Source organism: Sanguibacter sp. HDW7 (assembly GCF_011300875.1).
In the GTDB taxonomy this organism is placed as follows: domain Bacteria; phylum Actinomycetota; class Actinomycetes; order Actinomycetales; family Cellulomonadaceae; genus Flavimobilis.
In genome coordinates this window covers 1,365,241-1,388,118 of sequence record NZ_CP049862.1, presented here as the reverse complement: position 1 = coordinate 1,388,118, position 22,878 = coordinate 1,365,241, and the positions used below count along the sequence as shown (strand labels likewise).

Below are 22,878 nucleotides of genomic sequence, written 5' to 3'. Positions count from 1 at the left end.
CCCGTTCGTCCGCGCGGAGCGCGTTCCAGCTCTGTCGTGTGCGGCCGTCAGCGGGGCCGTGCGGCGAGCGCCGCCCTGGCCTCGACACGGTCGTCAAGGGCGATGTCGACACCGCCGACGTCCTGCACGGTCTCGTGCCCGCGCCCCGCGACAAGCACCGTGTCGTCCGGGCCGGCCTCGAGGACCGCCCGCCGCACGGCCTCCGCCCGGGGCGCGACCTCCAGTATCGCAGGCCGGTCGCCCGGCGCGCGCGCCGCGACGGCGTCGATCGCCCCCGCGAGCACCGCGGCGCGGATCGGCGCGGGGTCCTCTCCGTGCGGGTCGTCGTCCGTGACGACGACCGTGTCCGCGCCGAGCGCCGCGACCCTGCCCATGACCGGACGCTTGCCCGTGTCGCGCTCGCCCGTCGCACCGAAGACGACGACGAGCCGGCCGGGCGTCGTCGGACGCAGGGTCGCGAGCGCGAGTCCGAGCGCGTCGGCGTTGTGCGCGAAGTCGACGACGACGCGCGGTGACGTCGCGAGGACCTCCATGCGTCCGGGGACAGCGGCGTCGAGGCCGTCGCGCGCAAGGGCGTCGGCGACGTCCGCGACGGTCGCGCCGCCGACGAGCGCGAGGACGATCGCGAGCGCCGCGTTCGCGACGTTGAAGTCGCCCGGCATCGTCACGTGCGCGTCGAGCCGCTCCCCTGCGGGCCCCACGAGCGTGAAGCGCGAGCCCTCGACGCCCGCGACGAGGTCGGCGACGCGCCAGTCGGCGTCACCGCCGTGCGTCGCGACGGTCGTCACGGGCACGCCTGCGGACGCGGCGAGCCGTCGGCCCGCGTCGTCGTCGACGACGACGACGCCCCGGCGCGAACGCTCGGGCGTGAAGAGCGACGCCTTGACGGCGAGGTACTCCTCGAGCGTGCCGTGGAAGTCGAGGTGGTCCTGGCTGAGGTTCGTGAACCCGACGACGTCGTAGACGATCCCGTCGACCCGGTGCAGCGCGAGCGCGTGCGAGGAGACCTCCATCGCGAGCGCGTCGACCTCGACCTCCGCCATCGCGGCGAGCCAGCCCTGGAGCTCGGGGGCCTCGGGCGTCGTGAGCCTGCTCGGGACGTCGCGGCCCGCGTAGCGTGAGACGACGGTGCCGACGAGGCCCGTGCGACGGCCGAGCGTGCCGAGCAGGCGCTCGAGCAGGAACGTCGTCGTGGTCTTGCCGTTCGTGCCTGTGACACCGAACGTCGTCATGCGCGACGCGGGCTCGGCGTGCACGAGCGCGGCGAGCCTGCCGAGGACGAGACGGGGTTCTGCAGCGACGAGCAGCGGCACGCCCGCGTCCGCGAGGACGTCAGCGCCCGCAGGATCCGTGAGGACGGCGCGCGCGCCGCGTCCGAGCGCGGCCGGTGCGAAGCGCGCGCCGTGCACGTGCGCGCCCGGCAGCGCGGCGAAGAGGTCGCCCGGGACCGTGCGGCGGTCGTCGAGGACGACGGAGGACACGACGACGTCCGGGTCGCCGCGGAGCTCGAGGCCGAGGTCCGCCGCGAGCCGTCCGACGGGAACCTCGGCAAGGCGAGAGGGCAGCGTGCGTGGGTCGTTCACGGGTGCGAACCTACCCGCCCGACGGGACCCGTCCGCGCGACGCGGACCGTGGGGCGCGTGAGAGGTTCGTGCAGGCTCACCACTCGGTCGGGATCTTCGTGGCCTTCGAGCCGCTCGGCTCGACCCCGAGGTGCTGCAGCGCGAACGCGGTGACGTCGGCGAACACCGGCGCGGCCGACTCGCCTCCGTAGAGGAGCTTGTCCGCCCAGAGCGCGACCGACACCGCGATGCGCGGGTCGTCGGCCGGCGCGACGCCGTTGAACGACGCGACGAAGTGGTCGTACGTACCCGTGAGCGGGTTCGGCGCCTGCGCCGTGCCCGTCTTGCCCGCGATCCGGTAGCCAGGTACCGCAGCCTTCGAGCCCGTACCGTCCGAGACGACGGTCTCCATCATCGCGAGCACCGTGTCAGCGGTCTCCTCCGAGACGACGCGCGTCGTCTCGGCGGGCTTCACGGCCTCGTAGGTGCCGTCCTCGGCCCGGTAGCCCTTGATGATCCGAGGGGTGTTGCGCACGCCGCCGTTCGCGATCGTCGCGAAGACCTCGTTGGACTGGAGCGCGGTGACGGCGACGCCCTGACCGAACAGGACGTTCCACTTCGTGCGGCCGTCCCACTTCTCGACAGGGTGGAGGATGCCCGCGGACTCGCCGGGCAGGCCGATCCCCGTCTTCTGGCCGAAGCCGAACTTCGAGAGGTAGTCGTAGCGGACCTGCACGGGGATCTTCTCGCCGATCATCACGGTCCCCGTGTTCGAGGACTCCGCGAAGACTCCCGCGAGCGTGAGCCGCTGGTCGGGGTGGACGTGGGAGTCGCGGATCGTCTGCCCGTTCTCCGTGAGGTACGTGTAGGGCACGGTGAACTGCGACGTCGGGGTCCATGCACCCGTCTCGAGCGCGGCGGCCATCGTGATGACCTTCGCGGTCGAACCGGGCTCGAACACGGTCGAGATCGCGCGAGAACCCCAGTTCGACGGGTCCGTGCTCCCGAGGTCGGCCGGGTCGACCGTGCTCGTCTCGGCGAACGCGAGGACCTGGCCCGTGCGCGTGTCCGTGACGACGATGTTCCCGTACGTCGCACCGTAGGCACGCCGCGCCTCTTCGATCGCGTCCTGCGCCTTCCACTGGAGGTCGGAGATGATCGTCAGCTCGACGTCGCGGCCGTCGACCGCCTCGATACGCTCCTTCTCCCCCGTCGGGATGAGCGCTCCGCGCGGGTCCTGCTCGAGGAGGTAGGAGCCGAGGGTGCCCTTGAGCGCACCCTCCTGGGACTGCTCGACGCCCGCAGAGCCGACGCCCTCGGAGTTGACGAAGCCGAGGATGTTGCCCGCGACGTTGCCGTTGGGGTACTTGCGCTCGGAGGTCTCCTCGGCGTTGAGGAACGGGACGCGCAGCGCCTTGATCGCGTTCCACGTCTCGGGGAGCGCGCCGCGCGCGATGTACTTGCCCCGACGGTCGCCGACGAGGTCCGCCGCAAGCTCCGCAACAGGCCTGTCGAGGATCGGGGCGAGCACCTCGGCGAGTGCCTCCGCGCCCTGTCCCAACAGCCGACCGTCCTCGTAGCGCTTCCAGTCGGGCACGAGCGTCTGGTCGACGAGGATGTCGTAGCGCGTCACCGACGTCGCCATGACCGTGCCCTCCGCGTCGAGGATGTCGCCACGGCGCGGCATGAGCTCGCCCGAGACGAGACGCCCCTGGAGAGCCTCGGCCGCAAGGTCGGGGCCCTCGACGGCCTGGACGTAGACGAGACGGCCCGCGAAGACGCAGAGGATCGTCAGCACACCGATGAGCAGCGCGCGCTGCCGCGCGTGGGGCGAGCCCGTGCGCGCGCCGAGCCATGCGGGGAGCACGTACGCGGCGGCCGGGGCTGCCGCGGGGCGCTGCCGACGGTCCGCGGGCCGACGCTCGGGGGCACGGCGCGCGGCACGACGCTGCGGGACGCCCTCGGAGCGCACGGACGCGGCACGCGCGGTGCGGACCGTCGACGACGCTCGGCCGGAGGTCGTGCGGGAGCTCGTGGTGCGGGCGGTCGCGCGCGCTGCGGTCGTACGGCTCGCCGCCGCCCGTGCCGACGGAGCGCGGCCGGTCGCGGGATCCACGGCCGGGGTCCGCGGCGTGCGGGACGAGGTGGTGCGGGCCGCTGCCGTGCGGTCGGTGCCCGTGCTCGACGATGCGCGCGACGCAGCTGACTGCGGCTGCATGGTCCGTGGCTGCGTCGTCCGTGGCTGCGTCGTCCGCTGAGCCGTCGTGCGGCTCTGCGCCGGGCGCGGGGTCGGTGTCCGGCCCGCGGCCGGGCGCGCCGACGCGCCGGGTGCCGACGAGCGCGACGCCTCGGTGCGCGCTGCGGACGGACGACCCGTCGCCTGCCGTGCCTGCGTCTGCCTGTCCCCCGCCCGCGGTGCGCCGCGGGTCGGACGCCGGTCCTCGCTCATGCCTGACCTCAGTCCTTCGCCTGCGCCGGTGTGACGTCGCCGATGACCTTGCCGTCCGCGAGCCGCACGAACGCCGGCGTCGAGTCCTGGACCATCCCCATCCGGGTCGCGTGCTCGGCGAGCGCGTGCGGCGAGGAGGCCGCGTCGATCTGCGCGAGGAGCGCCTGCTCCTCCTGCGCGAGCTGGGAGATCTCTCGCTGGAGGCCACGCTGCTCGTAGGAGCCGTGCGCCATCGTCGTGTTGAGCAGGAGCACGGCGACGAGCGCCGCACCGAGCATCGCGATGCACAGGAGGATGAACGGGATCCGCGAGCGGGACGTCGCGGGGCTCGCCACGAGACGGATGCGGCTCGGCGCCGCCGGCTGCGGGGTCGGGGATGCGAGCGGCCGCGGGGCGTACGCGGTGCGGGCCGCGGCCTGCTGGGCGCTCATCGCGTGGCCTCTCGGGTCGGACGCAGGTGGTCGGGGGTGGGGCGGGTGCGTCGGGCTGCGCGCAGCCGGACGGACTGCGCACGGGGGTTGCTCGCGAGCTCGTCCTCGTCGGCGTCCTCGGCGCCGCGCGTGAGCAGCTCGAGGTACGGCTTGTGCGTCTCCGGCTCGACCGGCAGCCCCGGAGGCGCCGACGACGTCGCGCCCGCCTGGAGCACGCGCTTGACGAGCCGGTCCTCGAGCGACTGGTAGCTCTCGACGACGATCCGGCCGTCGACCGCGAGCACCTCGACGGCCGCAGGGACAGCACGGGCGAGCACCTCGAGCTCACCGTTGACCTCGATGCGCAGCGCCTGGAACGTGCGCTTGGCGGGGTGTCCCCCGGTCTTGCGCGTCGCGGCCGGGATGCACGCGCGGACGAGGTCGACGAGCTCGGCGCTCGTCGTCCACGGCCGCTCCTCGCGGCGACGGACGACCGAGCGGGCGATCTTGCCGGCGAACCGCTCCTCGCCGTACTCGCGCAGGATGCGGGTGAGGTCGCGCTCGTCGTAGGTGTTGAGGACGTCGGCCGCGGTCGGACCGGTCGTCGGGTCCATGCGCATGTCGAGCGGGGCGTCGTGCGCGTACGCGAAACCGCGGTCGACCTCGTCGAGCTGGAGGGACGAGACGCCGAGGTCCATGAGGACCCCCTGGACCCCGTCGAGCCCGAGGTCCGCGACGACCTCGCCGATCTCGTCATACACGGCGTGCACGGCGGTGAAGCGGTCGCCGAAACGTGCGAGGCGCTCGCTCGCGAGGGCGATCGCCTGCGGGTCACGGTCGATGCCGACGACGCGCGCCGTCGAGACCTGCTCGAGCACGGCCTCCGTGTGTCCGCCCATGCCGAGCGTGCAGTCGACGAGCACCGAGCCTGGCGTCGCGAACGCGGGGGCGAGGAGGTCGACGCACCGCTGGAGGAGGACGGGGCGGTGGCGGTCGGACGTCTCCCGCTCGGGCTCGTGCGTCATGTGGCGTCTCCTCTCGGGTGCGGTGCTGGCGGCGGGTCAGGTGGTGCGGGTGGCAGGTCGGGAGGGGCTGGGCCTCCGCCCGACCAGGTCTCCCACCGCGACCCCGCTGGCGCCGGGGAAGTGCGCCAGATGGGGCGGGAGGAGGCCTCGTCGTACGGACGTGGCGCCTCGGGTCAGAACGGGAACGGGGGCAGCACCTCCTCAGCGGTGTCGGCGTAGCCGGACTCCTGCTCGGCGAGGTATGACTCCCACGTCGGGCCGTCCCAGATCTCGACGCGCGTGCCCATGCCGATGACGGCGAGGTCGCGGTCGAGGCTCGCGTACTCGCGCAGCGGTGCGGGGATCGAGATGCGGCCCTGCTTGTCGGGGATCTCGTCGCTCGCGCCCGAGAGGAGGACGCGGAGGTAGTCGCGCGACTGCTTGCTCGTCACGGGGGCGAGGCGGATCTGCTCGTACATCCGGCGGAACTCCTCCATGGGCAGGAGGTAGAGGCAGCGCTCCTGGCCGCGGGTCATGACGAGGCCGGAGGCGAGCTGTCCGCGGAACTTCGCGGGGAGAAGGAGACGACCCTTGTCGTCGAGCCGGGGCGTGTACGTCCCGAGCAGCAGGCTCGGCGCCCCAGTGATCGTCTCTGCCATCCGGATGCACCTCCCCTACGTCCCCGGTTGCCCCACTGTACTCCACTTCCCTCCACCGACAAGGGTCCAGGGCGCGAACTTCACCCCTGTAGCACACGTCTTCGCAGGTCAGAACAGGTGGAGAGAAGTGGAGGGAAGTGCCGGTCCAGACGCGGCGCGCAGTCACCGCATGACTCCCACCCACCCCGAGCCACACGCGAGGAACCGCAGAACTCTGCGGGTCGCGCAGGTTGCGCGCTCCGCGTCGCACGCCCGGTGGAGGAGAGTGGGGAACCAGGGGTTCACCCCCCAGCCCCACCGCGCCGGCACGCACGCGGCTTCCGACTCCGCGCGCCGCCCGGACCGATGTGATCCGGAGCACCCGAATCGTCTACGCTGCCACTCACGACCGAGGAGGACACGTGAGGACGACACCGCCGACGCCCGACGAGCTCAGCGAGATCACGAGCACCTGCGACGAGATCCGCGCGCGGCTCTCGCACGTGCTCTCAGGCAAGCCCCAGGTCGTCATGACGACGATCGCCGTGCTCCTCGCCGAGGGCCACCTCCTCGTCGAGGACGTCCCCGGCGTCGGCAAGACGACCCTCGCGCGCGCCCTCGCCCGCACCATCCGCGGCACCGTCGGGCGCGTGCAGTTCACGCCCGACCTCCTGCCCGGCGACCTCACCGGCATGACGATCTACCGCACGCACGACGGCACGTTCGAGTTCCGCCCCGGACCGATCTTCGCCAACGTCGTCATCGGCGACGAGATCAACCGAGCCTCGCCCAAGACGCAGTCAGCCCTCCTGCAGTGCATGGAGGAGCGCCAGGTCACGGTCGACGGCGCGACCCACGAGCTCCCGCGCCCGTTCCTCGTCGTCGCGACGCAGAACCCCATCGAGATGGAGGGCACCTACCCCCTCCCTGAGGCGCAGCGCGACCGCTTCACCGCCTGCATCTCCGTCGGCTACCCGTCCGCGGACGCCGAGCTCGAGATGCTCGAGCGCCGCGAGACCATCGACCCGCTCGACGAGCTCGAGCCCGTCACCGACGTCGCGACGCTCGGCCGCTTCATCGACGTCGTCCACCGCGTCTTCGCCGCGGACGCCGTCAAGCGCTACGCGATCGACCTCGTCCGCACGACGCGCGAGGACCCGGACGTCCGCCTCGGCGCCTCGCCCCGCGCGTCCGTCCAGCTGCTCCGCGTCGCCCGTTCGGTCGCCGCGCTCAGCGGCCGCGAGTACGTCACGCCCGACGACGTCCAGATGCTCGCGACCGCGGTCCTCGCGCACCGCCTCGTCGTCAACCCGTCCGCCCGCGCCTCGGGCCGCAGCGCCACCGACATCGTCGCCGGGGTGCTCGCCCGCGTCCCCGTCCCCACGCCCGCTCGCCGATGACCGCACGCCCCGTCACCCGCACCGTCCGGCTCACCAACCGTGGGACCGGGCTGCTGCTCGCCGGGGTCGTCCTCGCACTGGCCGGCTTCGTCTCGGCCCTCACACCCGTCACCGTCCTCGGGCTGCTCCTGTGCGTACCGGTCGCCGTCACGACGATCATGCTCGTCGTGCTGCAACCCTCGGGCCGGTTCACCGTGAGCCGCACGTTGCGCCCCGTCCCGGCGCACGTCGGCGACGAGGTCAGCGTCTCGACGCTCATCGCACCCCGGCACCTCAGCCCGTGGACCTCCGACCTCCTCCACGGCTTCGCGCTCGCCGAGGAGGTGCCACCGAGCCTGCGCTCCGGCAGCCCGCTGCGAGCGATCGTCCGCGCCCGCTACGAGGACGTCCACCTCGAGTACGCGCTGCACCCAGCCGTCCGGGGCCGGTGGCCGCTCGGCCCGCTCGAGATCACCCGGGTCGGCCCGCTCGGGCTCTGCCGCGCGACCTCGACCCTCGGCGACCCGTCCCTCGTCCCCGTCCGTCCCCGTCTGCTGCCCATGACGGCAAGCACTGCGCTCGCCCAGGCCGGCATCTCCCCCATGCAGGCCGGCGCGAACGAGCCGAGCGACGAGGACTCGTCGCTGCGCCGCTACGTCCCCGGCGACGACCTGCGCCGAGTGCACTGGAAGAGCGCCGCACGCCACCGAGAGCTCCACGTCCGCGTCGACGAGGGCGCGAGCCTCACCCCCGCGACCGTCGTCATCGACCTCCCGGTCGCGCGCCGCACCGCCCACGACCCCGTCCTCGAGCGGATCGTCTCCGTCGGCGCGACGCTCGCGATCCACCTCGTCGAGACCGGGCACGCCGTCCGCCTCGTCGCCGTCGGTGACGCCGGGCCCGCCTCGGGGACCGCAGGCAACCGCGTCGTCTCGACCGACGACGCCGCCCGGGCCCGCATCCTCGACCCGACGATCGACCTCACCCCCATGCCGGTCGGTGCCACCCGCACGACGTCGCGCTCCACCCGACTCACCGAGGTCGTCGCCGCCCGGCGCGGCGCCGAACAGCTCGTCGTCGTCCTCGGCGGCGACGGCGAGGCCATCGACATCGAGCTCGCCGCGTACGGGGACGAGGCCACGTCGTCCGCGAGCCGCATCGCCGTCGTCGTCACGCGCGCCCACGGCGACAACCCCGTCGCGAGCCTGCTCCGCGACCGCGGGTGGCGCACCGTCGTCCTCACCGACGACGATCTTGACGACGCCTGGCAGCAGCTCACCGGGGTCCGCGCATGAGCACGTCCGTCGAGTACCTTCCCGCCCCCGGTCGCACGATCGCCTCCGGGGTCCTCCTCGCGATCGCCGTGAGCGCCTCGGCGATCGGCCTCTCCGCAGTCATCGTCCCCGGCGCATGGCGCACCGAGGTCGTCACCCTCGTCCTGCTCGTCACGGCCGTCATCGTCCTCGTGCGGCTCGGCCTGCGCGCCTGGCGCGGCGCCGACGTCGGGACGTTCGCCGCCCTCCTGCCGACGCTCGCCGGGGCGCTGCTCAGCGCCTGGCTCGTCGTCGGGCGCTTCGGCACCTCGGAAGCGACCGCGACGACACCGGCGCTCTTCGACCCCCTCGTCGGCCCGTCCGACGTCGGCAACGTCATCGGGCTGCTCCGCACGATCCCCGAGCTCCTCACCATCTACGCCGCCCCGGTCGACCCGCTCGAGCCCGTCGTGCTCCTCGTCGTCGTCGGCGCGCTCGGCGTCCTCGTCCTCGCGGACGTCGTCATCGCCGTGAGGGTCCCAGCCCTCGCCGGCGTCGCCGTCGGGCTCCTGTGGCTCCCACCCCTGCTCATCGTCCAGGACATGCCCCTCACGGCCGTCGTCATCACGGGCCTGAGCCTCCTCGGGCTGCTCGCCGTCGACGACCCCCAGGCGATCGTGCGGCGCTACCCCGCTCCCGGCCGCGACCGATGGACCCGGGACCGTGACCGCGCGGTGCGCACCTACGGGCCACGCGCCGTCCGGTGGGGAGCCCTCACCGCCGTCACCGTCGTCGGGACGCTCACGCTCGGCGCCGTGCTCCCGCACGTTCCCGGGTGGGGCAGCATCGAGGCACCGGACGTCCGCTCGGGTGTCGGCCAGGTCGGCGAGAACCTCGACCTCGCCCGCAGCCTCGGCGAGCGCTCGCAGCGCAAGGCCTACAGCTACACCATCTCCTCTCCTGCGGAGCGAGGCCCGCTCCGCACCGGCACGCTCTACAACTTCGACGGCCGCACCTGGAAGCCCGAGCCCGCGCAGGGCACCGCCGTCGACGACGGCACCCTCCTGTGGCCCGGCGCACTCGCCGGCAACCTCCGGGCCCCCGTCAAGCTCGAGCTGCGCAGCGAGGAGATGCGCGGAAGAGCGCTCCCCGTGCCGCTCGACCCCCGCTCGGTCGACCGCCCCGGCGCCTCGAGCACCTACGACACGACCCGCGACGTCGTCGCGACGACCCCCGACCTCTCGGCGGGCGACGAGGCCACCATCACGTTCCTCCCGCGCGACCTGTCCGCCGACGTCCTGCGCGCCACGACGGCGCCCCGCAACGGCGACGCAGTCCCGTCCGCCGACTATCAGGCCGTCGAGGGGTCCTACGCCCTCCCCGGCGCCGACGAGATCGCGACGATCGCCGCCGGGATCGTCGAGAACGCCGAGACCGACTACGACCGCGTCGTCGCGCTCCAGGACTACCTGCGGACCGATCCGAAGTTCCGGTACACGCTCGAGGTGCCCGCGCAGACGAGCAGCGACGCCGTCCTCGACTTCCTCGAGGACGGCCGTGGGTACTGCGTGCAGTTCGCCACCGCCATGGCAACCATGGCCCGCTCGCTCGGCCTGCCCGCGCGGCTCGCCGTCGGCTACCTGCCCGGACGGTCCGAGTCCGGCCGCTACGTCGTCCGCGGCCGCGACGCGCACGCCTGGCCGGAGGTCTACTTCTCCGAGATCGGTTGGGTCCGGTTCGAGCCCACGCCCGGCTCGCAGTCGGGTCTCGCCCCCGACTACACGGTCCCCGAGCCCGACGCGACGGTCGCACCGACCGAGGAGCCGACGGTCGCGACCGCGACGCCCAGCCAGACCCCGACCGGACGCCCGACCGGACCGAGCTCGCGACCCACCGCCCAGCAGCCCTCCGGCGCCGGCGGGACTCGCACCTGGCTCGTCGGAGGCCTCGCCACGCTCGTCCTCGTTCTCGCAGGCGGCGGTGCGTTCCTCCTGCGCCGCCGGGCGGAGGCACGCCGCGACGTCGAGGCCGCCTGGCGCGCCGTGCTCCGCGCGGCCCACCGCGACAACCTTGCCCCGGCTGCCGGAGAGACGACACGTTCCTTCGCCGAGCGGGTCGGCGGCCCGACCGGCGGGATCGTCGCGCTCGCCCGCGCGGTCGAGCGCGCACGATACGCTCCCGGCTCACCCGTGCCGGCCCCTGACGAGGTCGCGGATCTGGAGAAGTCCGCGCTCGAGGAGCTCGCTCTCCTCCGTGCGCGACGACGGGCTGGCTCCGTCGACGGTCCGGGGGCCGACGGGGGCGCGGTCGACGCGACCGAGGCCGTCGCTGTCGACGAGGTCACGGCGTCTCGACGCTGAGCGCGCCGCGATCGACGAGGTCGCGCCGCCACGACCGAGACCGCCACGGTCGACGAGGTCACAGTGTCATGACGCAGAGCACGCCGCGGTCGACGTGGATACGGCGTCATACCGTCGCGCCGTCACGCCGTCACGCCGTCGCGAGGCTGAGCACGCGATCACGGAAGGCCGGACCGAGCGTCAGCGCGGCAGCGTGCGCTTGTCCGGGCGTGCAGGCATGCAGACGTGCGGACGTGCGGACGTGAGTGCAGCCTGCGCAGGACGACGGAAGGGCCCCACGCACCGTGTGCGTGGGGCCCTTCCGTGAGCTGAGATCCGACTGTCAGAGGCCGCTGTCCCTGCGCTTGTCCCAGCGCTGCTCCATACGCTGCATGAAGCTCTCGCCGCGAGCCTTGCCCTGGTCACGCCCACGGGCGCGCGCCTTGACATGGCCGGAGTCGGTGACGACGCCCTGGGGTCCAGCGGGCTCCGCCGACGCGGACGGTGCAAGAACCGCGTACGCGACGCCCCCGAACATCACGAGGAAGCCGAGGATGCCGACGACGACGAGGCTCTTGAAAACTCCGAGGACAAGGAGGACGAGCCCGACGAGGACACTGACGACGGCGATGACGACCTTGCGCCCCGTGCGTCGACGGGGTGTGGTGAGCGTCGTGGCGAGCTTCGGGTCGTCGGCGGAGAGCTGACGCTCCATCTGCTCGAGCACGCGCTGCTCGTACTCGGACAGTGGCATGGGCACCCCGCTTCATCGTTCGGTTCAGGCGGTCACCCCCAGGATAGGTCGGTTCCGGCAGAAGTTGTACCCGGTGCCCGGGTGACGGTCGGCACCTCGCCCCTCGTAGGGACCTTGCCCACCCCTCCAGGCGTTCCACGACGTGCAACCGGGGCGTCCCACGACGCACAGCCGTGGAGACTCGCGACACCCTGAGCGTCGCGCAGAACCGGGCGGCCCACGCCGTCACCCGTTGCCGGACGAGACCTCTCGGTCGACGCGGTGGACGAGGCTCGCGGCGCCCGGCCCGATGGCCGCACGCCCGAAACGTTCACGCACCAGGTCCATCGCAGCCTCGGCCTCGCGCCGCCTCTCGACGGTGCCGTCCGACGCCTCCTCGAGCGTCGCCTGCAGCGGGACGCCCTCCCGGGCCGCAAGTCCTTCGAGCCGGACGCCGACGAGCCGGACCGGGAGCCCCCGCAGGTCGACGCCCGCAAGGAGCTCACGCGCCGCGAGGTAGATCTCGCGCCCGACGTCCGTCGGGGCATCGAGCGTCCGTGACCGGCTGAGCGTGCGGAAGTCGCTCGTGCGGACCTTGAGCGCGACGACGCGGCCGACCTGGCCGTGCCGGCGCAGCCGGGCCGCGACATGGTCCGCGAGGCCGAGCAGCCGGGCCTCGACCTCGGTGAGGTCCGAGCGGTCGTGGTCGAACGTCGACTCCGCCCCGAGGCTCTTCTCGACGCGGGTCGGCTCGACGGGACGCGGGTCACGACCCCACGCGAGATCGTGGAGGCGCGCCCCCGCCGACCTGCCGATCGCTCCCTGGAGCACCTGGACGTCGGTGTCCGCAAGCTGCGCGACCGTCGTGAGGCCGAACCGCGCGAGCCGCTCCTCCGTGCGCTCCCCCACGCCCCACAGCGCCCCGACGGGCAGGGAGCGCAGGAACGGGACGGTCGCTGCGCGCGGCACGAGGAGGAGGCCGTCGGGCTTCGCGTGGACGGACGCGAGCTTCGCGACGAACTTCGTCGAGGCGATGCCGACCGAGCACGTGATGCCGAGCGTGCGGGCGATCCGCTCACGGATGCCCTCCGCGATGACCACGGGAGGACCGAGCCTGCGCCGTGCGCCACGGACGTCGAGGAACGCCTCGTCGACGCTCAGCTGCTCGACGATGCTCGTGACGTCACGCAGGATCGTCATGACCTCGCGGGAGACCTCGTGGTAGAGCCCGTGCTCGGGGCGCACGACGACGGCCTGCGGGCACAGCCGGACCGCCGCCGCCATCGGCATGGCCGACCGCACGCCGAACGCCCGGGCCTCGTACGTCGCCGAAAGCACGACGCCACGCTCGGCGCCGCCGACGATGACCGGTCTGCCGCGCAGCTCGGGTCGTCGTGCGAGCTCGACGAGCGCGAAGAACGCGTCCATGTCGACGTGGAGGACGTTGCAGCCCTCGTCCTCGTCGCCCCACGAGCGCCCGCGGAGATCGGCCCGTGGACCGCGGCTCATCGCTGCTCCCCCGTCGTCCGGGAGGTCACGACGCCCGGACGACGCGCAGCGCGCGCGTCCCGTCGGCTGCGGGCACGGCCTCGACGAGCTCGTCGATCGCGTCCCGGAAGTCCTCGGCGTCCGCGAGCGCCCGCTCGGCGCGGGCGTCGTCGACGAGGTCGACGCGGCCGCCCTCGACCGACGAGCGGACACGCGCAGCGTCGGCGAAGACGGCGGCCCAGCCGGCGAGCTCCGGCACGCGGTCCGCGAGCTGCTCCCACGCCGACCGGTCGCGGCCACGGCCGCGCGGCGGCACGACGACCGCGAGCACGGCGCCCGCGGCACGCAGCGCAGCGAAATGGGCGTGGAGAAAGCGGTCGACCGGGTCCTGCGAGAGCTGGGCGGCGAGGATCTCGGCGTCCGAGCGCCGCATGAGCGCCGACTCCTGGACGCCGCGCAGCGCGAGACGTCCCTCGGTCGCGCGGTCCCTGCGCGGGGTCATCGTCGTCACGGTCACGTCCACCACCTCCTGCACCCATCATCGAACAACTGTTCGAGTCCGTCAAGCCCTCGGGAGCCGTCTACGGTGGACCGCATGGCCCGCCGCACCTCCCGACGTCGATCGAACACCGAGCCACCGACATTCCAGCTTCCGACCGGCCCCGTCGCTGTCACGACGGGCACCGTCGAGCTCGTCGTCGACCGCGACGACCCTCGCGGCGTCACCGTCCACGTCAACGGCGTCCCCAGCTCCTACGTGCACGAGGACCCGACCGTCCTCGCGTTCGAGTACATGGAGCACATGGGGGCGCTCCTCGACGCCGTGGCCCCGGGCCCGCTGCGCGCGATCCACGTCGGCGCGGCGGGCTGCTCGCTCCCGCGCTGGGTCGAGGCCCGCCGCCCCGGGTCGCGCCAGGTCGCGATCGACCCCGACCCGACGCTGCTCGAGCTCGTGCGCGGCTGGTTCGACCTGCCGCGCTCCCCCGTCCTGCGCCTGCGCGCCGAGGACGGTCGCAGCGCCCTCGCGTCGTCCGCTCCGGCGAGCGCCGACGTCATCGTGCGCGACGCGTTCGCTGGCGACACGACGCCCGCCCACCTCACGACCGACGGATGGACGGACGAGGTGCTCCGCGTCCTGCGCCCCGGCGGCCTCTACCTCGCGAACGTCGCAGACCGCGCGCCGCTGCGCACCGTGCGCAGCGAGGTGGCGACGCTCCTCGCCCGCCTCTCGGGCACCGGGGACGACGAGGCGCCGTGCTGGTCGTCGGTCGTGCTCGTCGCCGAGCCCGCCGTCCTCAAGGGACGCCGCTATGGCAACCTCGTGCTCGCCGCGGTGCGCGCGGGCGCGCCGGGGCCCGACCTCACGGGGCCACAGGTCGAACGCGACCTGCGGCGGCTCGCCGTGCCCGCGACGCTCGTCACGGGCAGTGCGCTCGAGCGCTTCGCGGCCGGCGCCGCACCGTTCGTGGACCCTGCCGCGGCAGCGGCCCCGGCAGGGCACGACGGCACTGCCGGGCACGACGGCGCTGCCGTGCACGACGGCACGATCGGGGGCACACCCGCGGTCGAGGGCCCCTCATCGGCAGACGCCGCACAGGACACCCCCGGCGCGCCCTGAGGGCGGGTCCTGTCAGTCCTCGTCGGGACGCGCGCCGTCCGCCGGCTCGTCCTGCGCCGCGAGGAACTCCTCGAACGCCGCCCCGATCTCGTCCGCGGACGGGATCTCGACCGGCTGCGCGAGGAGGTTCGCACCGCCGTTGGCCTCGACGAACGCGTCGTAGCGACGCTCGAGGTCGGCGACGACCTCACGCACCTCCTCGGAGGTCGACGCGCGCTCGGCGATCTCCTCGGCCGCGTCGTGCGCGGCCTCCTCGAGGTCGTGGGCGCGCAGCGAGAGCCCCGTGACGTGCTCGACCCGCCGGACCGCCTCGAGCGCCGCGGGCGGGAAGTGACCCTGCGCGAGGTAGTGCGGCACGTGCATGGTGAGGCCGAGCGCGTCGCGCCCCGACTCACCGAGACGCCGCTCGAGCATCGCGCCGAAGCTCGCGGGGACGCGCACCTTGCCGAAGACCCGCGGCTGGACACCCACGAGCTCGGGCCGCGTCGCGCTCACGCTCGCCCCGACGGGACGCGTGTGCGGCGTCGCCATGGGGATGCCCTGGACGCCGACGACGAGCGACACACCGAAGCGGTCGACGACCTGCTGGAGGCCCGTCGCGACACGCTCCCAGCGCAGGTCCGGCTCGGAGCCGTGCAGGACGAGGAACGCCGTGCCCTCCGCGTCGTGCGCGACGTCGACGACGAGTCGCGGCGCGGCGTACGACGTCCAGCGGTCCTCGTCGTAGTCCATGAGCGGGCGGCGCCCGCGGTAGTCGTGGAGCTCGTCGGAGTCGAACGTCACGAGGCGCTCGGTCTCGAACGCCTCGGCGAGGTGGTCGGAGACGAGCTCGGCAGTCCGGCCCGCGTCGACGAACCCCTCGAGGGCGTGGAGCAGGACCGGCCCCGTGCCGCCCTCGCGCACGCCGAGGCGCGCCGCGACGCCCTCGTCGATCTCGTACAGGTCCGTCGGATCGAGCACCGGTCCTCCTTCGTCGGTCGTGGCCCACGTGCGGGCCTCACGCGTGTCAACGCACGTCCGCGCCGCTGCATTCCCGCACGGGCCCCGGAGGACCGACTGGCGGGACCGGGGTCCGTGGACGTGCGCGAGGGACCATAATGGATGGCCACGTGCGCGCAGGTCGCGCCGTCCCAGTCCCAGGAGGCCCGGTGTCAACGTCCCGTTCGTCCGAGATCCTCTCCGAGCAGGAGGTCGTCGACCGGCTCTACGCCCGGCTCGACGCACTGCGCGCACAGACGCGTGACCGGCTCGCGAAGGTCCGCCGGTCGGGGCCGTCGGGCTCGCCCCAGAACCGCTCGGAGCGCGACGCGTTCGCGACGCTCTACGAGGACCGCGTCGCGCAGCTCGAGGCCGTCGAGGACCGCCTGTGCTTCGGTCGGCTCGACCTCACGGGCGACGAGGTCCGTCACATCGGCCGCATCGGGCTCAACGACGACCAGCACCGGTCGATCCTCACCGACTGGCGCGCTCCCGCCGCGCAGGCCTTCTACCGAGCGACCGCCGCGCACCCCGACGGCGTCCTGCGACGCCGCCACCTCGTGACGCGCGCACGTCAGGTCGTCTCGCTCGAGGACGAGGTCCTCGACCTCGACGCGCTCGTCGACGACGAGGTCCACCTCTCGGGCGAGGGCGCGCTGTTCGCCGCGATGGCCGCCCAGCGCACGGGCCGCATGCACGACATCGTCGCGACGATCCAGGCCGAGCAGGACCGTATCATCCGCGCCGACCTCGCCGGCGCCCTCGTCGTCCAGGGCGGCCCGGGCACGGGCAAGACCGCCGTCGCGCTCCACCGTGCGGCCTACCTCCTCTACGCGCACCGGCGTGTCCTCGAGCGTTCGGGCGTCCTGCTCGTCGGCCCGTCGTCGGCGTTCCTGCGCTACATCGACCAGGTCCTGCCCTCGCTCGGCGAGACGGGCGTCGTCGCGACGACGATGGGCGACCTCCTGCCCGGCATCTCGGCCCGCGCCGAGGAGCCCACGGACCTCGCCGCGCGGCTCAAGGGCGACGCCTCGATGGCACGCGTCGTCGCAAGCGCCGTCCGTGCGCGCCAGCGCATCCCCGAGCACGACGTGCCGTTCCGGCTCGAAGGGGTCGACCTCGTCATCCGGCGCGACGACGTGCGCGAGGCCGTCGCGCGTGCGCGTCGGACGAACAAGCCCCACAACCTCGCCCGCGTGACGTTCGTCAAGGAGATGCTCTCGCGGCTCGCGTCGCAGTACGGGCGCGCGACGGGCGTCGAGCTCGAGCAGGAGGACCGCCGTATGGTCCTCGACGACCTCCGCGCGCACCGCGACGTCCGCGTGACGCTCAACCTCGCGTGGTTCCCCCTCACGCCGCAGCGCCTCGTCGAGGACCTGTGGACCAAGCCGCACCGGCTCTCCGAGGCCGCTCCGCAGCTCTCCGACGCGCAGCGCGCGGCGCTCGCCCGCGAGCCGGGCGCGCCGTGGACCGTCGCGGACGTCCCGCTGCTCGACGAGGCCGCCGAGCTGCTCGGCGAGGACGACCAGGCCGCGCGCGCCCAGGCGAAGGCCGACGCCGCCGCCCGCGCCCGCGACCTCGAGTACGCGCAGGAGGTCCTGCAGGGCACGGGCGCCGGCGCGCTCGTCTCGGCCGAGGTCCTCGCGGACCGCTTCGCCGCGGGCGGCTCGAACCTCACGACCGCGGAGCGCGCGGCCGCCGACCGCACGTGGACCTACGGGCACGTCGTCGTCGACGAGGCGCAGGAGCTCACGGCCATGGCGTGGCGATCCCTCCTGCGGCGCGTCCCGACGCGCTCGTTGACGATCGTCGGCGACGTCGCCCAGACGTCGGCGGCAGGCGGCGCCCGGGCATGGCGCTCGATGCTCGACGGCCCGCTGCGCGGCGGCTGGCGGCTCGAGGAGCTCACGGTCAACTACCGCACGCCCGCGGTCGTCGCCGACGCCGCGCGCGACGCGGCCGTCGCCGCGAGCCTCCCCGTATCCCCGATGACCTCGGCGCGCGAGGTCGAGGACTCCCTCCACGTGCACTGGTCGACGAACGTCGCCCGGGAGGCCGCGCAGGTCGTCGCGGCCGAGGTGCGGGCCGGGACGACGTCCGACGGGGTCGGGCGCGTCGCCGTCGTCGCCGAGCCCCGTCGGGCTCCGGCGCTCCGCGCCGCGCTGCGCGCCGTCCTGCCCGACGCGGCGCTGCGGGCGGCCCGCGGCGACGACGAGCTCGACGCTCCCGTCTCGGTCGTCGACCCGCGCACGGTCAAGGGCCTCGAGTACGACGTCGTCGTCCTCGTCGAGCCCGACGAGCTCGCGCCGTCGGACCTCTATGTCGCGATGACGCGGCCGACGCAGCGGCTGCACCTCGTCCACTCCCACGACCTCCCACCGCGCATCGCGGACGCCGTCGCGAAGCGCTGAGGAGACGCCCGTTCCATGGTGCGGACCCGGTTTGGACCGGCCACCGGACGGGTCGATACTGGCCCCGTGCCTACCGCCCTTCTCCTCGAGAACCTCCATCCGCTCGCGACCCAGATCCTGCAGTCCCACGGGATCAAGGTCGTCAACCGCACCGGCGCCCTCGACGAGGACGACCTCATCGCAGCACTCGACGGTGTCGACATCCTCGGCATCCGGTCCAAGACGACGGTGACCGCGCGCGTGCTCGAGCACGCACCGCAGCTCAGCGTCATCGGTGCGTTCTGCATCGGGACCAACCAGATCGACCTCGCCGCGGCCGCGACCCGTGGCATCGCGACCTTCAACGCGCCGTTCTCCAACACGCGCTCGGTCGTCGAGATCGCCATCGCCGACATCATCTCGCTCACTCGCCGTCTCACCGTCTTCAACGACGAGATGCACGCGGGCGTGTGGAACAAGTCCGCGACCGGCGCGCACGAGATCCGCGGTCGCACCCTCGGCATCATCGGCTACGGCAACATCGGCACCCAGCTCTCGGTCCTCGCCGAGAACCTCGGCATGTCGGTCGTCTTCTACGACTCCGCCGAGAAGCTCGCGCTCGGCAACGCGCGCCGCATGGAGACGCTCGAGGAGCTGCTCGAGGTCGCCGACATCGTCACGCTCCATGTCGACGGTCGCGCGGGCAACGCCGGCATGTTCACCGCCGAGCACTTCGCCCGCATGAAGCAGGGCTCGCTGTTCCTCAACCTCTCGCGCGGCTTCGTCCCCGACTACGCGGCGCTCCGCGACGAGATCCTCGCGGGCCGCATCGCGGGCGCGGCGGTCGACGTCTTCCCGGTCGAGCCCAAGCGCAAGGGTGACCCGTTCGTCTCCGAGCTCCAGGGCCTGCCGAACGTCATCCTCACCCCGCACACCGGCGGCTCCACCGAGGAGGCGCAGGAGGCGATCGGCCAGTTCGTCGCGACGAAGATCCGTGACTACCTCACGACGGGCTCGACGACCCTCTCGGTCAACCTGCCGAACCTCGCTCTCGAGAACACGGGCGCGAGCCGCGTCGCCTATCTCCATCGGAACGTGCCCGGCGTGCTCGCGAAGGTCAACCAGATCCTCGCCGCGCACGACGTCAACATCGAGGGCCAGCTCCTCGGGACGCGCGGCGACATCGGCTACGTCGTCACCGACGCGGGCTCCGACGTGTCCGCCGACGCGATCGCCGAGCTCACGCAGCTCGACGAGACGGTGCGGCTCCGCGTCCTCGACTAGGACCCGCCTCCCGCGAACGCCACAGGGCCCGCGTTCCCCTCACGGGGAGCGCGGGCCCTGTGGCGTCGCGAGCATCGTGACTGTCGCGACGGACGGTCGTCGGCTCAGCCGGACTTGCGGCGGAACGTCCGCTGCGTGCTGCCGCTCGTCTCGGAACCGTGGACGGCCCCGGTGTTCGCGGCCCGCTCCGCAGTGCGGTCGTTGCCCTTCTTCGCGGCGAGCGCCGCACGGAACTTCTCCTTGACGTCCTCAGGGACGGATCGGTCGTCGTGGTCAGCCATGGGCGCCTCCTTGGGAACGGCCGCGGGTGCGGCACTCCACCTTCTCGCGTCGACAGGCTCGACGCCAACCTTTTGCGCGGCGCGGACGCCCGCCCTCACGCCTCGGGCGCGTCGCTCTCGGCGTCCTGGCCCGCGGGGAGCGTGGCTCCCTCGCGGTCCGCGCGGAGCAGGGTGATCGCGGCCTCGAAGTCCTCGAGCGAGCCGAAGTCCTGATAGACGCTCGCGAAGCGGAGGTAGGCGACGACGTCGAGCTCGCGGAGCGGCCCGAGGATCGCGAGCCCGATCTCGTTGGCGTCGATCTCAGCGCTGCCAGAGCCTCGGATCGACTCCTCGACACGCTGCGCGAGCAGCGCGAGGTCGTCGTCGCTCACGGGACGGCCCTGGCACGCCTTGCGGACGCCCGCGACGACCTTGTCGCGCGAGAAGGGCTCGGTCGCACCGGAGCGCTTGACCACCGTGAGGCTCGAGGTCTCGACCGTCGAGAAGCGCCGGCCGCACTCGGGGCACTGGCGACGGCGCTTGATCGAGAGCCCGTCGTCGGACGTGCGTGAGTCGACGACGCGGGAGTCGGGGTTCCGGCAGAACGGGCAGTGCATGTGCGTCCTCGGGGATGTCACTTCGGGGGGCATCGCGACGATAGGCCCACGCCCCGCGCCACGCAAGGCGGCGCGCCGCTCCTCAGTCTGCGTCGACGACAGGGACGACGAGCTGCTGACCCGCCGCGAGGCTCGAACCCGTGAGGCCGTTGAGCCGTGCGATCTCCTGCAGCGCGTCGCGCACGTCAGCCCCGGGCGCCGTGACGGACGAGGCGATGGCCCACAGCGACTCCCCTGCACCAACCGTACGGACCGTCACCGCCTGCGCCCCCGCAGGGGCGTCGGCCGTCGCCCCGTTCGCGAACACGAGCGCTCCGGAACCGAGGACCGCGGACACGAGCAGACCGAGGACGATGCGTCCACGGCGCGTGATCCGGAGCGGCGCAAGCTCGGGCGCCGGCGCAGCGGCACGGGCAATGCGGGGCGAGGCCGCCAGGCTCATGGTGCTCATCTCGGTGCTCCTCCGTCGGTCGAGGTGAACCTCGAACGCCTGTTCGTCGAACTGCTGTTCTATTTCTAGCAGGGTCCGCCACGGATGTCGAGACACGCTCGAACGGATGTTTGAACCCGCCGGTGTCCTCCCCTAGGCTGACGAAGGACAGCCGACCACGAGCCTCCGACATTCGGGGGTCGACGAGGGAGCAGCACGTGACGCAGACCGCCTCCGGGCCCACCGGGCCCGACCTTCCCGTGACGCGGGCGCTCACGGGACGCCAGCGCGCGGTGCTCGAGTGCATCCGCGCGTCGCTCGACGAGCGTGGCTACCCCCCGACGATGCGCGAGATCGGTCGGTCCGTCGGACTCACGAGCCCGTCGAGCGTCAAGCACCAGCTCGAGGCACTCGAGCGCAAGGGCTATATCCGCCGCGACCCCCACAGCCCGCGCGCGCTCGAGATCGTCCAGGCGGACGACGCCCGCGTCGTCGCCACGTCGGTGCCCTCCCCGGTCGAGCCGGACGCCCGGCCGCGGATCGTCCACGACTCCGCCGCCGAGGACGACTCGCGCCCCACCCCGTCGTACGTCCCGCTCGTCGGCCGCATCGCCGCAGGCGGCCCGATCCTCGCCGAGCAGGTCGTCGAGGACGTCTTCCCCCTGCCCCGCCAGCTCGTCGGCGACGGCGAGCTCTTCATGCTCAAGGTCCAGGGCGACTCGATGATCGACGCGGCGATCTGCGACGGCGACTGGGTCGTCGTCCGGCGTCAGCCCGTCGCCGAGAACGGCGAGATCGTCGCCGCGATGATCGACGGCGAGGCGACGGTCAAGACGTTCAAACGCACGTCCGGCCACGTCTGGCTGCTGCCGCAGAACTCCGCGTACGCGCCCATCCCCGGCGACGGCGCACAGGTCCTCGGCCGCGTCGTCTCGGTGCTGCGCTCCCTGTAGCCCGACCGCACCCGGACAGCGACCACGGCAGCATGACGAAGGCCCCCTCCGCGGAGGGGGCCTTCGTCATGCTGCCGTGGTGCTCAGAATCCGAACTCGCGTGCGACCGCACGCAGGTGGTCCGCCGACGCCTTGAGGCCGTCGTACTCGGCGTCCGACAGCGGCACCTGCAGCTGCTCGTACACGCCGCGACGCCCGACGATCGACGGGACGGACAGGCACACGTCGGAGATCCCGTAGTAGTCCGTGAGGAGCGAGGAGACCGGAAGGACCGAGTGCTCGTTCGTGAGGATCGCCTCGATGATGCGCGTGCCCGCGAGCCCGACCGCGTAGTTCGTCGCGCCCTTGCCCTCGATGATCTTGTACGCCGAGTTGACGACCTCGTCTGCGATGCGCGCGCGGTCGTCGTGCGTGAGCGGTCCGTGGTGCTCCGACTGACGGTTCCACTCGAGGAGCGGCACGCCACCGATCGTCGCGGAGTCCCACAGCGGGATCTCGGTGTCGCCGTGCTCGCCCGCGATGTAGGCGTGGACGTTGCGCACCGCGACGCCGCAGTGCTGCGCGATGAGGAAGCGCAGGCGCGAGGTGTCGAGCACCGTGCCCGAGCCGAACATCTGGCTCGGCGGCAGGCCCGAGATCTTCAACGACGCGTACGTCACGACGTCGACCGGGTTCGTCACCATGATGTAGACGGCGTTCGGCGCGGCCTCGACGAGCCCCGGGAGGATCTTCTTCATGAGGTCGATCGTCGCGCCCGCGAGCTCGGTCCGGGTCTGCCCCGGCCTCTGCTTCGCGCCCGCCGTGACGACGACGACGTCGGCGTCCGCGCAGACCTCGACGTCGGCCGAGCCGATGACCTGGGCCTCTGGCACGAACTGCACGCCGTGCGAGAGGTCGAGCACCTCCGCCTCGACCTTGGCGGCGTTGATGTCCATGAGCGCGACCGTGCGCGCCGCGCCGCGCATGAGCGCCGCGTAGGCGAGCGTCGAGCCGACGGCTCCTGCTCCCACGACGGCCAGCTTGGTCGTGCGCAGCGCCGTGTGCTCGTCGGGGTGCGGCGTGATGTTCGGCATCGTTCCTCCAGGGTTGAGCA

General features: G+C 73.1%; 20 protein-coding genes. 7 read left to right on the top strand and 13 right to left on the bottom strand.

Features of this window, described 5'->3' with window-relative positions; all coding sequences use genetic code 11:
* Positions 1-47: 47 nt before the first annotated feature.
* From G7063_RS06470 to mraZ, 5 genes are all read right to left on the bottom strand, one after another.
* Entirely contained in the window at positions 48-1,583 is a 1,536-nt protein-coding gene (locus G7063_RS06470; protein ID WP_166413662.1) for a UDP-N-acetylmuramoyl-L-alanyl-D-glutamate--2,6-diaminopimelate ligase, read from the bottom strand.
* 76 nt (positions 1,584-1,659) lie between these two features.
* A complete protein-coding gene (locus tag G7063_RS06465; protein WP_240916215.1) occupies positions 1,660-3,678 on the bottom strand; it encodes a penicillin-binding protein 2 in 2,019 nt (672 codons plus the stop codon).
* Positions 3,679-4,019: 341 nt separating this feature from the next.
* Positions 4,020-4,442 carry a hypothetical protein gene (locus tag G7063_RS06460; RefSeq protein WP_166413660.1) on the bottom strand — a complete coding sequence of 141 codons (423 nt, stop codon included), beginning with the start codon at positions 4,440-4,442 and terminating at the stop codon, positions 4,020-4,022.
* Complete coding sequence (rsmH, locus tag G7063_RS06455) at positions 4,439-5,446, bottom strand: 16S rRNA (cytosine(1402)-N(4))-methyltransferase RsmH (RefSeq protein ID WP_166413659.1); 1,008 nt, start codon at positions 5,444-5,446, stop codon at positions 4,439-4,441. Before rsmH ends, G7063_RS06460 begins: the two co-directional genes overlap by 4 nt.
* Before the next feature lie 173 nt (positions 5,447-5,619).
* The gene (gene mraZ, locus G7063_RS06450; RefSeq protein WP_166415237.1) at positions 5,620-6,054 is read right to left on the bottom strand and encodes a division/cell wall cluster transcriptional repressor MraZ; all 435 of its coding nucleotides are present in this window, start codon (positions 6,052-6,054) and stop codon (positions 5,620-5,622) included.
* A gap of 431 nt (positions 6,055-6,485) precedes the next feature.
* Between mraZ and G7063_RS06445 the strand changes: the two genes are divergently transcribed.
* From G7063_RS06445 to G7063_RS06435, 3 genes are read left to right on the top strand one after another with little or no spacing between them, the layout of a single operon-like run.
* Positions 6,486-7,463, top strand: coding sequence for a MoxR family ATPase (locus G7063_RS06445; RefSeq protein WP_240916214.1), 978 nt, complete (start codon positions 6,486-6,488; stop codon positions 7,461-7,463).
* Positions 7,460-8,737 (top strand): DUF58 domain-containing protein, encoded by a 1,278-nt coding sequence (locus G7063_RS06440; RefSeq protein WP_166413658.1) that lies wholly within the window; start codon positions 7,460-7,462, stop codon positions 8,735-8,737. The genes G7063_RS06445 and G7063_RS06440 overlap by 4 nt, the downstream gene beginning before the upstream one ends.
* A complete protein-coding gene (locus G7063_RS06435; RefSeq protein WP_166413657.1) occupies positions 8,734-11,055 on the top strand; it encodes a transglutaminaseTgpA domain-containing protein in 2,322 nt (773 codons plus the stop codon). The genes G7063_RS06440 and G7063_RS06435 overlap by 4 nt, the downstream gene beginning before the upstream one ends.
* Before the next feature lie 322 nt (positions 11,056-11,377).
* On the opposite strand, the gene G7063_RS06430 is transcribed toward G7063_RS06435, so the two are convergent.
* From G7063_RS06430 to G7063_RS06420, 3 genes are all read right to left on the bottom strand, one after another.
* Positions 11,378-11,788: a DUF3040 domain-containing protein gene (locus tag G7063_RS06430; RefSeq protein WP_166415235.1), complete on the bottom strand. Its 411-nt coding sequence runs from the start codon at positions 11,786-11,788 to the stop codon at positions 11,378-11,380.
* Between the two features lie 225 nt (positions 11,789-12,013).
* Complete coding sequence (gene dinB, locus G7063_RS06425; protein WP_166413656.1) at positions 12,014-13,276, bottom strand: DNA polymerase IV; 1,263 nt, start codon at positions 13,274-13,276, stop codon at positions 12,014-12,016.
* A gap of 25 nt (positions 13,277-13,301) precedes the next feature.
* Entirely contained in the window at positions 13,302-13,772 is a 471-nt protein-coding gene (locus tag G7063_RS06420; protein WP_240916213.1) for an SAV_6107 family HEPN domain-containing protein, read from the bottom strand.
* Between the two features lie 78 nt (positions 13,773-13,850).
* On the opposite strand from G7063_RS06420, the gene G7063_RS06415 reads away from it, so the two are divergent.
* Positions 13,851-14,873, top strand: a complete 1,023-nt coding sequence (locus tag G7063_RS06415; RefSeq protein ID WP_206188224.1) for a spermidine synthase — start codon at positions 13,851-13,853, stop codon at positions 14,871-14,873.
* Positions 14,874-14,885: 12 nt separating this feature from the next.
* Here G7063_RS06415 and G7063_RS06410 read toward each other — a convergent pair whose 3' ends face one another.
* Positions 14,886-15,833: a PAC2 family protein gene (locus G7063_RS06410; protein WP_166413655.1), complete on the bottom strand. Its 948-nt coding sequence runs from the start codon at positions 15,831-15,833 to the stop codon at positions 14,886-14,888.
* Positions 15,834-16,021: 188 nt separating this feature from the next.
* On the opposite strand from G7063_RS06410, the gene G7063_RS06405 reads away from it, so the two are divergent.
* A complete protein-coding gene (locus G7063_RS06405) occupies positions 16,022-18,262 on the top strand; it encodes an AAA family ATPase (protein WP_240916212.1) in 2,241 nt (746 codons plus the stop codon).
* A 66-nt stretch (positions 18,263-18,328) separates the two neighbouring features.
* Positions 18,329-19,525, top strand: coding sequence for a phosphoglycerate dehydrogenase (gene serA / locus G7063_RS06400; protein WP_166413653.1), 1,197 nt, complete (start codon positions 18,329-18,331; stop codon positions 19,523-19,525).
* 104 nt (positions 19,526-19,629) lie between these two features.
* On the opposite strand, the gene G7063_RS06395 is transcribed toward serA, so the two are convergent.
* The 3 genes from G7063_RS06395 to G7063_RS06385 all read right to left on the bottom strand — a co-directional run bounded on the left by G7063_RS06395 (position 19,630) and on the right by G7063_RS06385 (position 20,853).
* The gene (locus tag G7063_RS06395) at positions 19,630-19,806 is read right to left on the bottom strand and encodes a DUF5302 domain-containing protein (RefSeq protein WP_166413652.1); all 177 of its coding nucleotides are present in this window, start codon (positions 19,804-19,806) and stop codon (positions 19,630-19,632) included.
* 95 nt (positions 19,807-19,901) lie between these two features.
* Positions 19,902-20,402 carry a transcriptional regulator NrdR gene (gene nrdR / locus G7063_RS06390; RefSeq protein ID WP_166413651.1) on the bottom strand — a complete coding sequence of 167 codons (501 nt, stop codon included), beginning with the start codon at positions 20,400-20,402 and terminating at the stop codon, positions 19,902-19,904.
* Positions 20,403-20,484: 82 nt separating this feature from the next.
* A complete protein-coding gene (locus G7063_RS06385; protein ID WP_166413650.1) occupies positions 20,485-20,853 on the bottom strand; it encodes a LysM peptidoglycan-binding domain-containing protein in 369 nt (122 codons plus the stop codon).
* A 197-nt stretch (positions 20,854-21,050) separates the two neighbouring features.
* On the opposite strand from G7063_RS06385, the gene lexA reads away from it, so the two are divergent.
* Positions 21,051-21,785, top strand: a complete 735-nt coding sequence (gene lexA, locus G7063_RS06380) for a transcriptional repressor LexA (protein WP_240916211.1) — start codon at positions 21,051-21,053, stop codon at positions 21,783-21,785.
* 83 nt (positions 21,786-21,868) lie between these two features.
* On the opposite strand, the gene G7063_RS06375 is transcribed toward lexA, so the two are convergent.
* Entirely contained in the window at positions 21,869-22,858 is a 990-nt protein-coding gene (locus G7063_RS06375) for an L-lactate dehydrogenase (protein ID WP_166413648.1), read from the bottom strand.
* Between the last annotated feature and the right edge of the window lie 20 nt (positions 22,859-22,878).

What these genes read in the sequence shown, in the direction of transcription:
- rsmH (WP_166413659.1), bottom strand. Translation starts at nt 5,446, where the DNA reads ATGACGCACGAGCCCGAGCGGGAGACGTCCGACCGCCACCGCCCCGTC.
- G7063_RS06435 (WP_166413657.1), top strand. Translation starts at nt 8,734, where the DNA reads ATGAGCACGTCCGTCGAGTACCTTCCCGCCCCCGGTCGCACGATCGCC.
- G7063_RS06460 (WP_166413660.1), bottom strand. Translation starts at nt 4,442, where the DNA reads ATGAGCGCCCAGCAGGCCGCGGCCCGCACCGCGTACGCCCCGCGGCCG.
- nrdR (WP_166413651.1), bottom strand. Translation starts at nt 20,402, where the DNA reads ATGCACTGCCCGTTCTGCCGGAACCCCGACTCCCGCGTCGTCGACTCA.
- dinB (WP_166413656.1), bottom strand. Translation starts at nt 13,276, where the DNA reads ATGAGCCGCGGTCCACGGGCCGATCTCCGCGGGCGCTCGTGGGGCGAC.
- G7063_RS06375 (WP_166413648.1), bottom strand. Translation starts at nt 22,858, where the DNA reads ATGCCGAACATCACGCCGCACCCCGACGAGCACACGGCGCTGCGCACG.
- G7063_RS06415 (WP_206188224.1), top strand. Translation starts at nt 13,851, where the DNA reads ATGGCCCGCCGCACCTCCCGACGTCGATCGAACACCGAGCCACCGACA.
- G7063_RS06395 (WP_166413652.1), bottom strand. Translation starts at nt 19,806, where the DNA reads ATGGCTGACCACGACGACCGATCCGTCCCTGAGGACGTCAAGGAGAAG.
- G7063_RS06385 (WP_166413650.1), bottom strand. Translation starts at nt 20,853, where the DNA reads ATGAGCACCATGAGCCTGGCGGCCTCGCCCCGCATTGCCCGTGCCGCT.
- G7063_RS06430 (WP_166415235.1), bottom strand. Translation starts at nt 11,788, where the DNA reads ATGCCACTGTCCGAGTACGAGCAGCGCGTGCTCGAGCAGATGGAGCGT.
- G7063_RS06440 (WP_166413658.1), top strand. Translation starts at nt 7,460, where the DNA reads ATGACCGCACGCCCCGTCACCCGCACCGTCCGGCTCACCAACCGTGGG.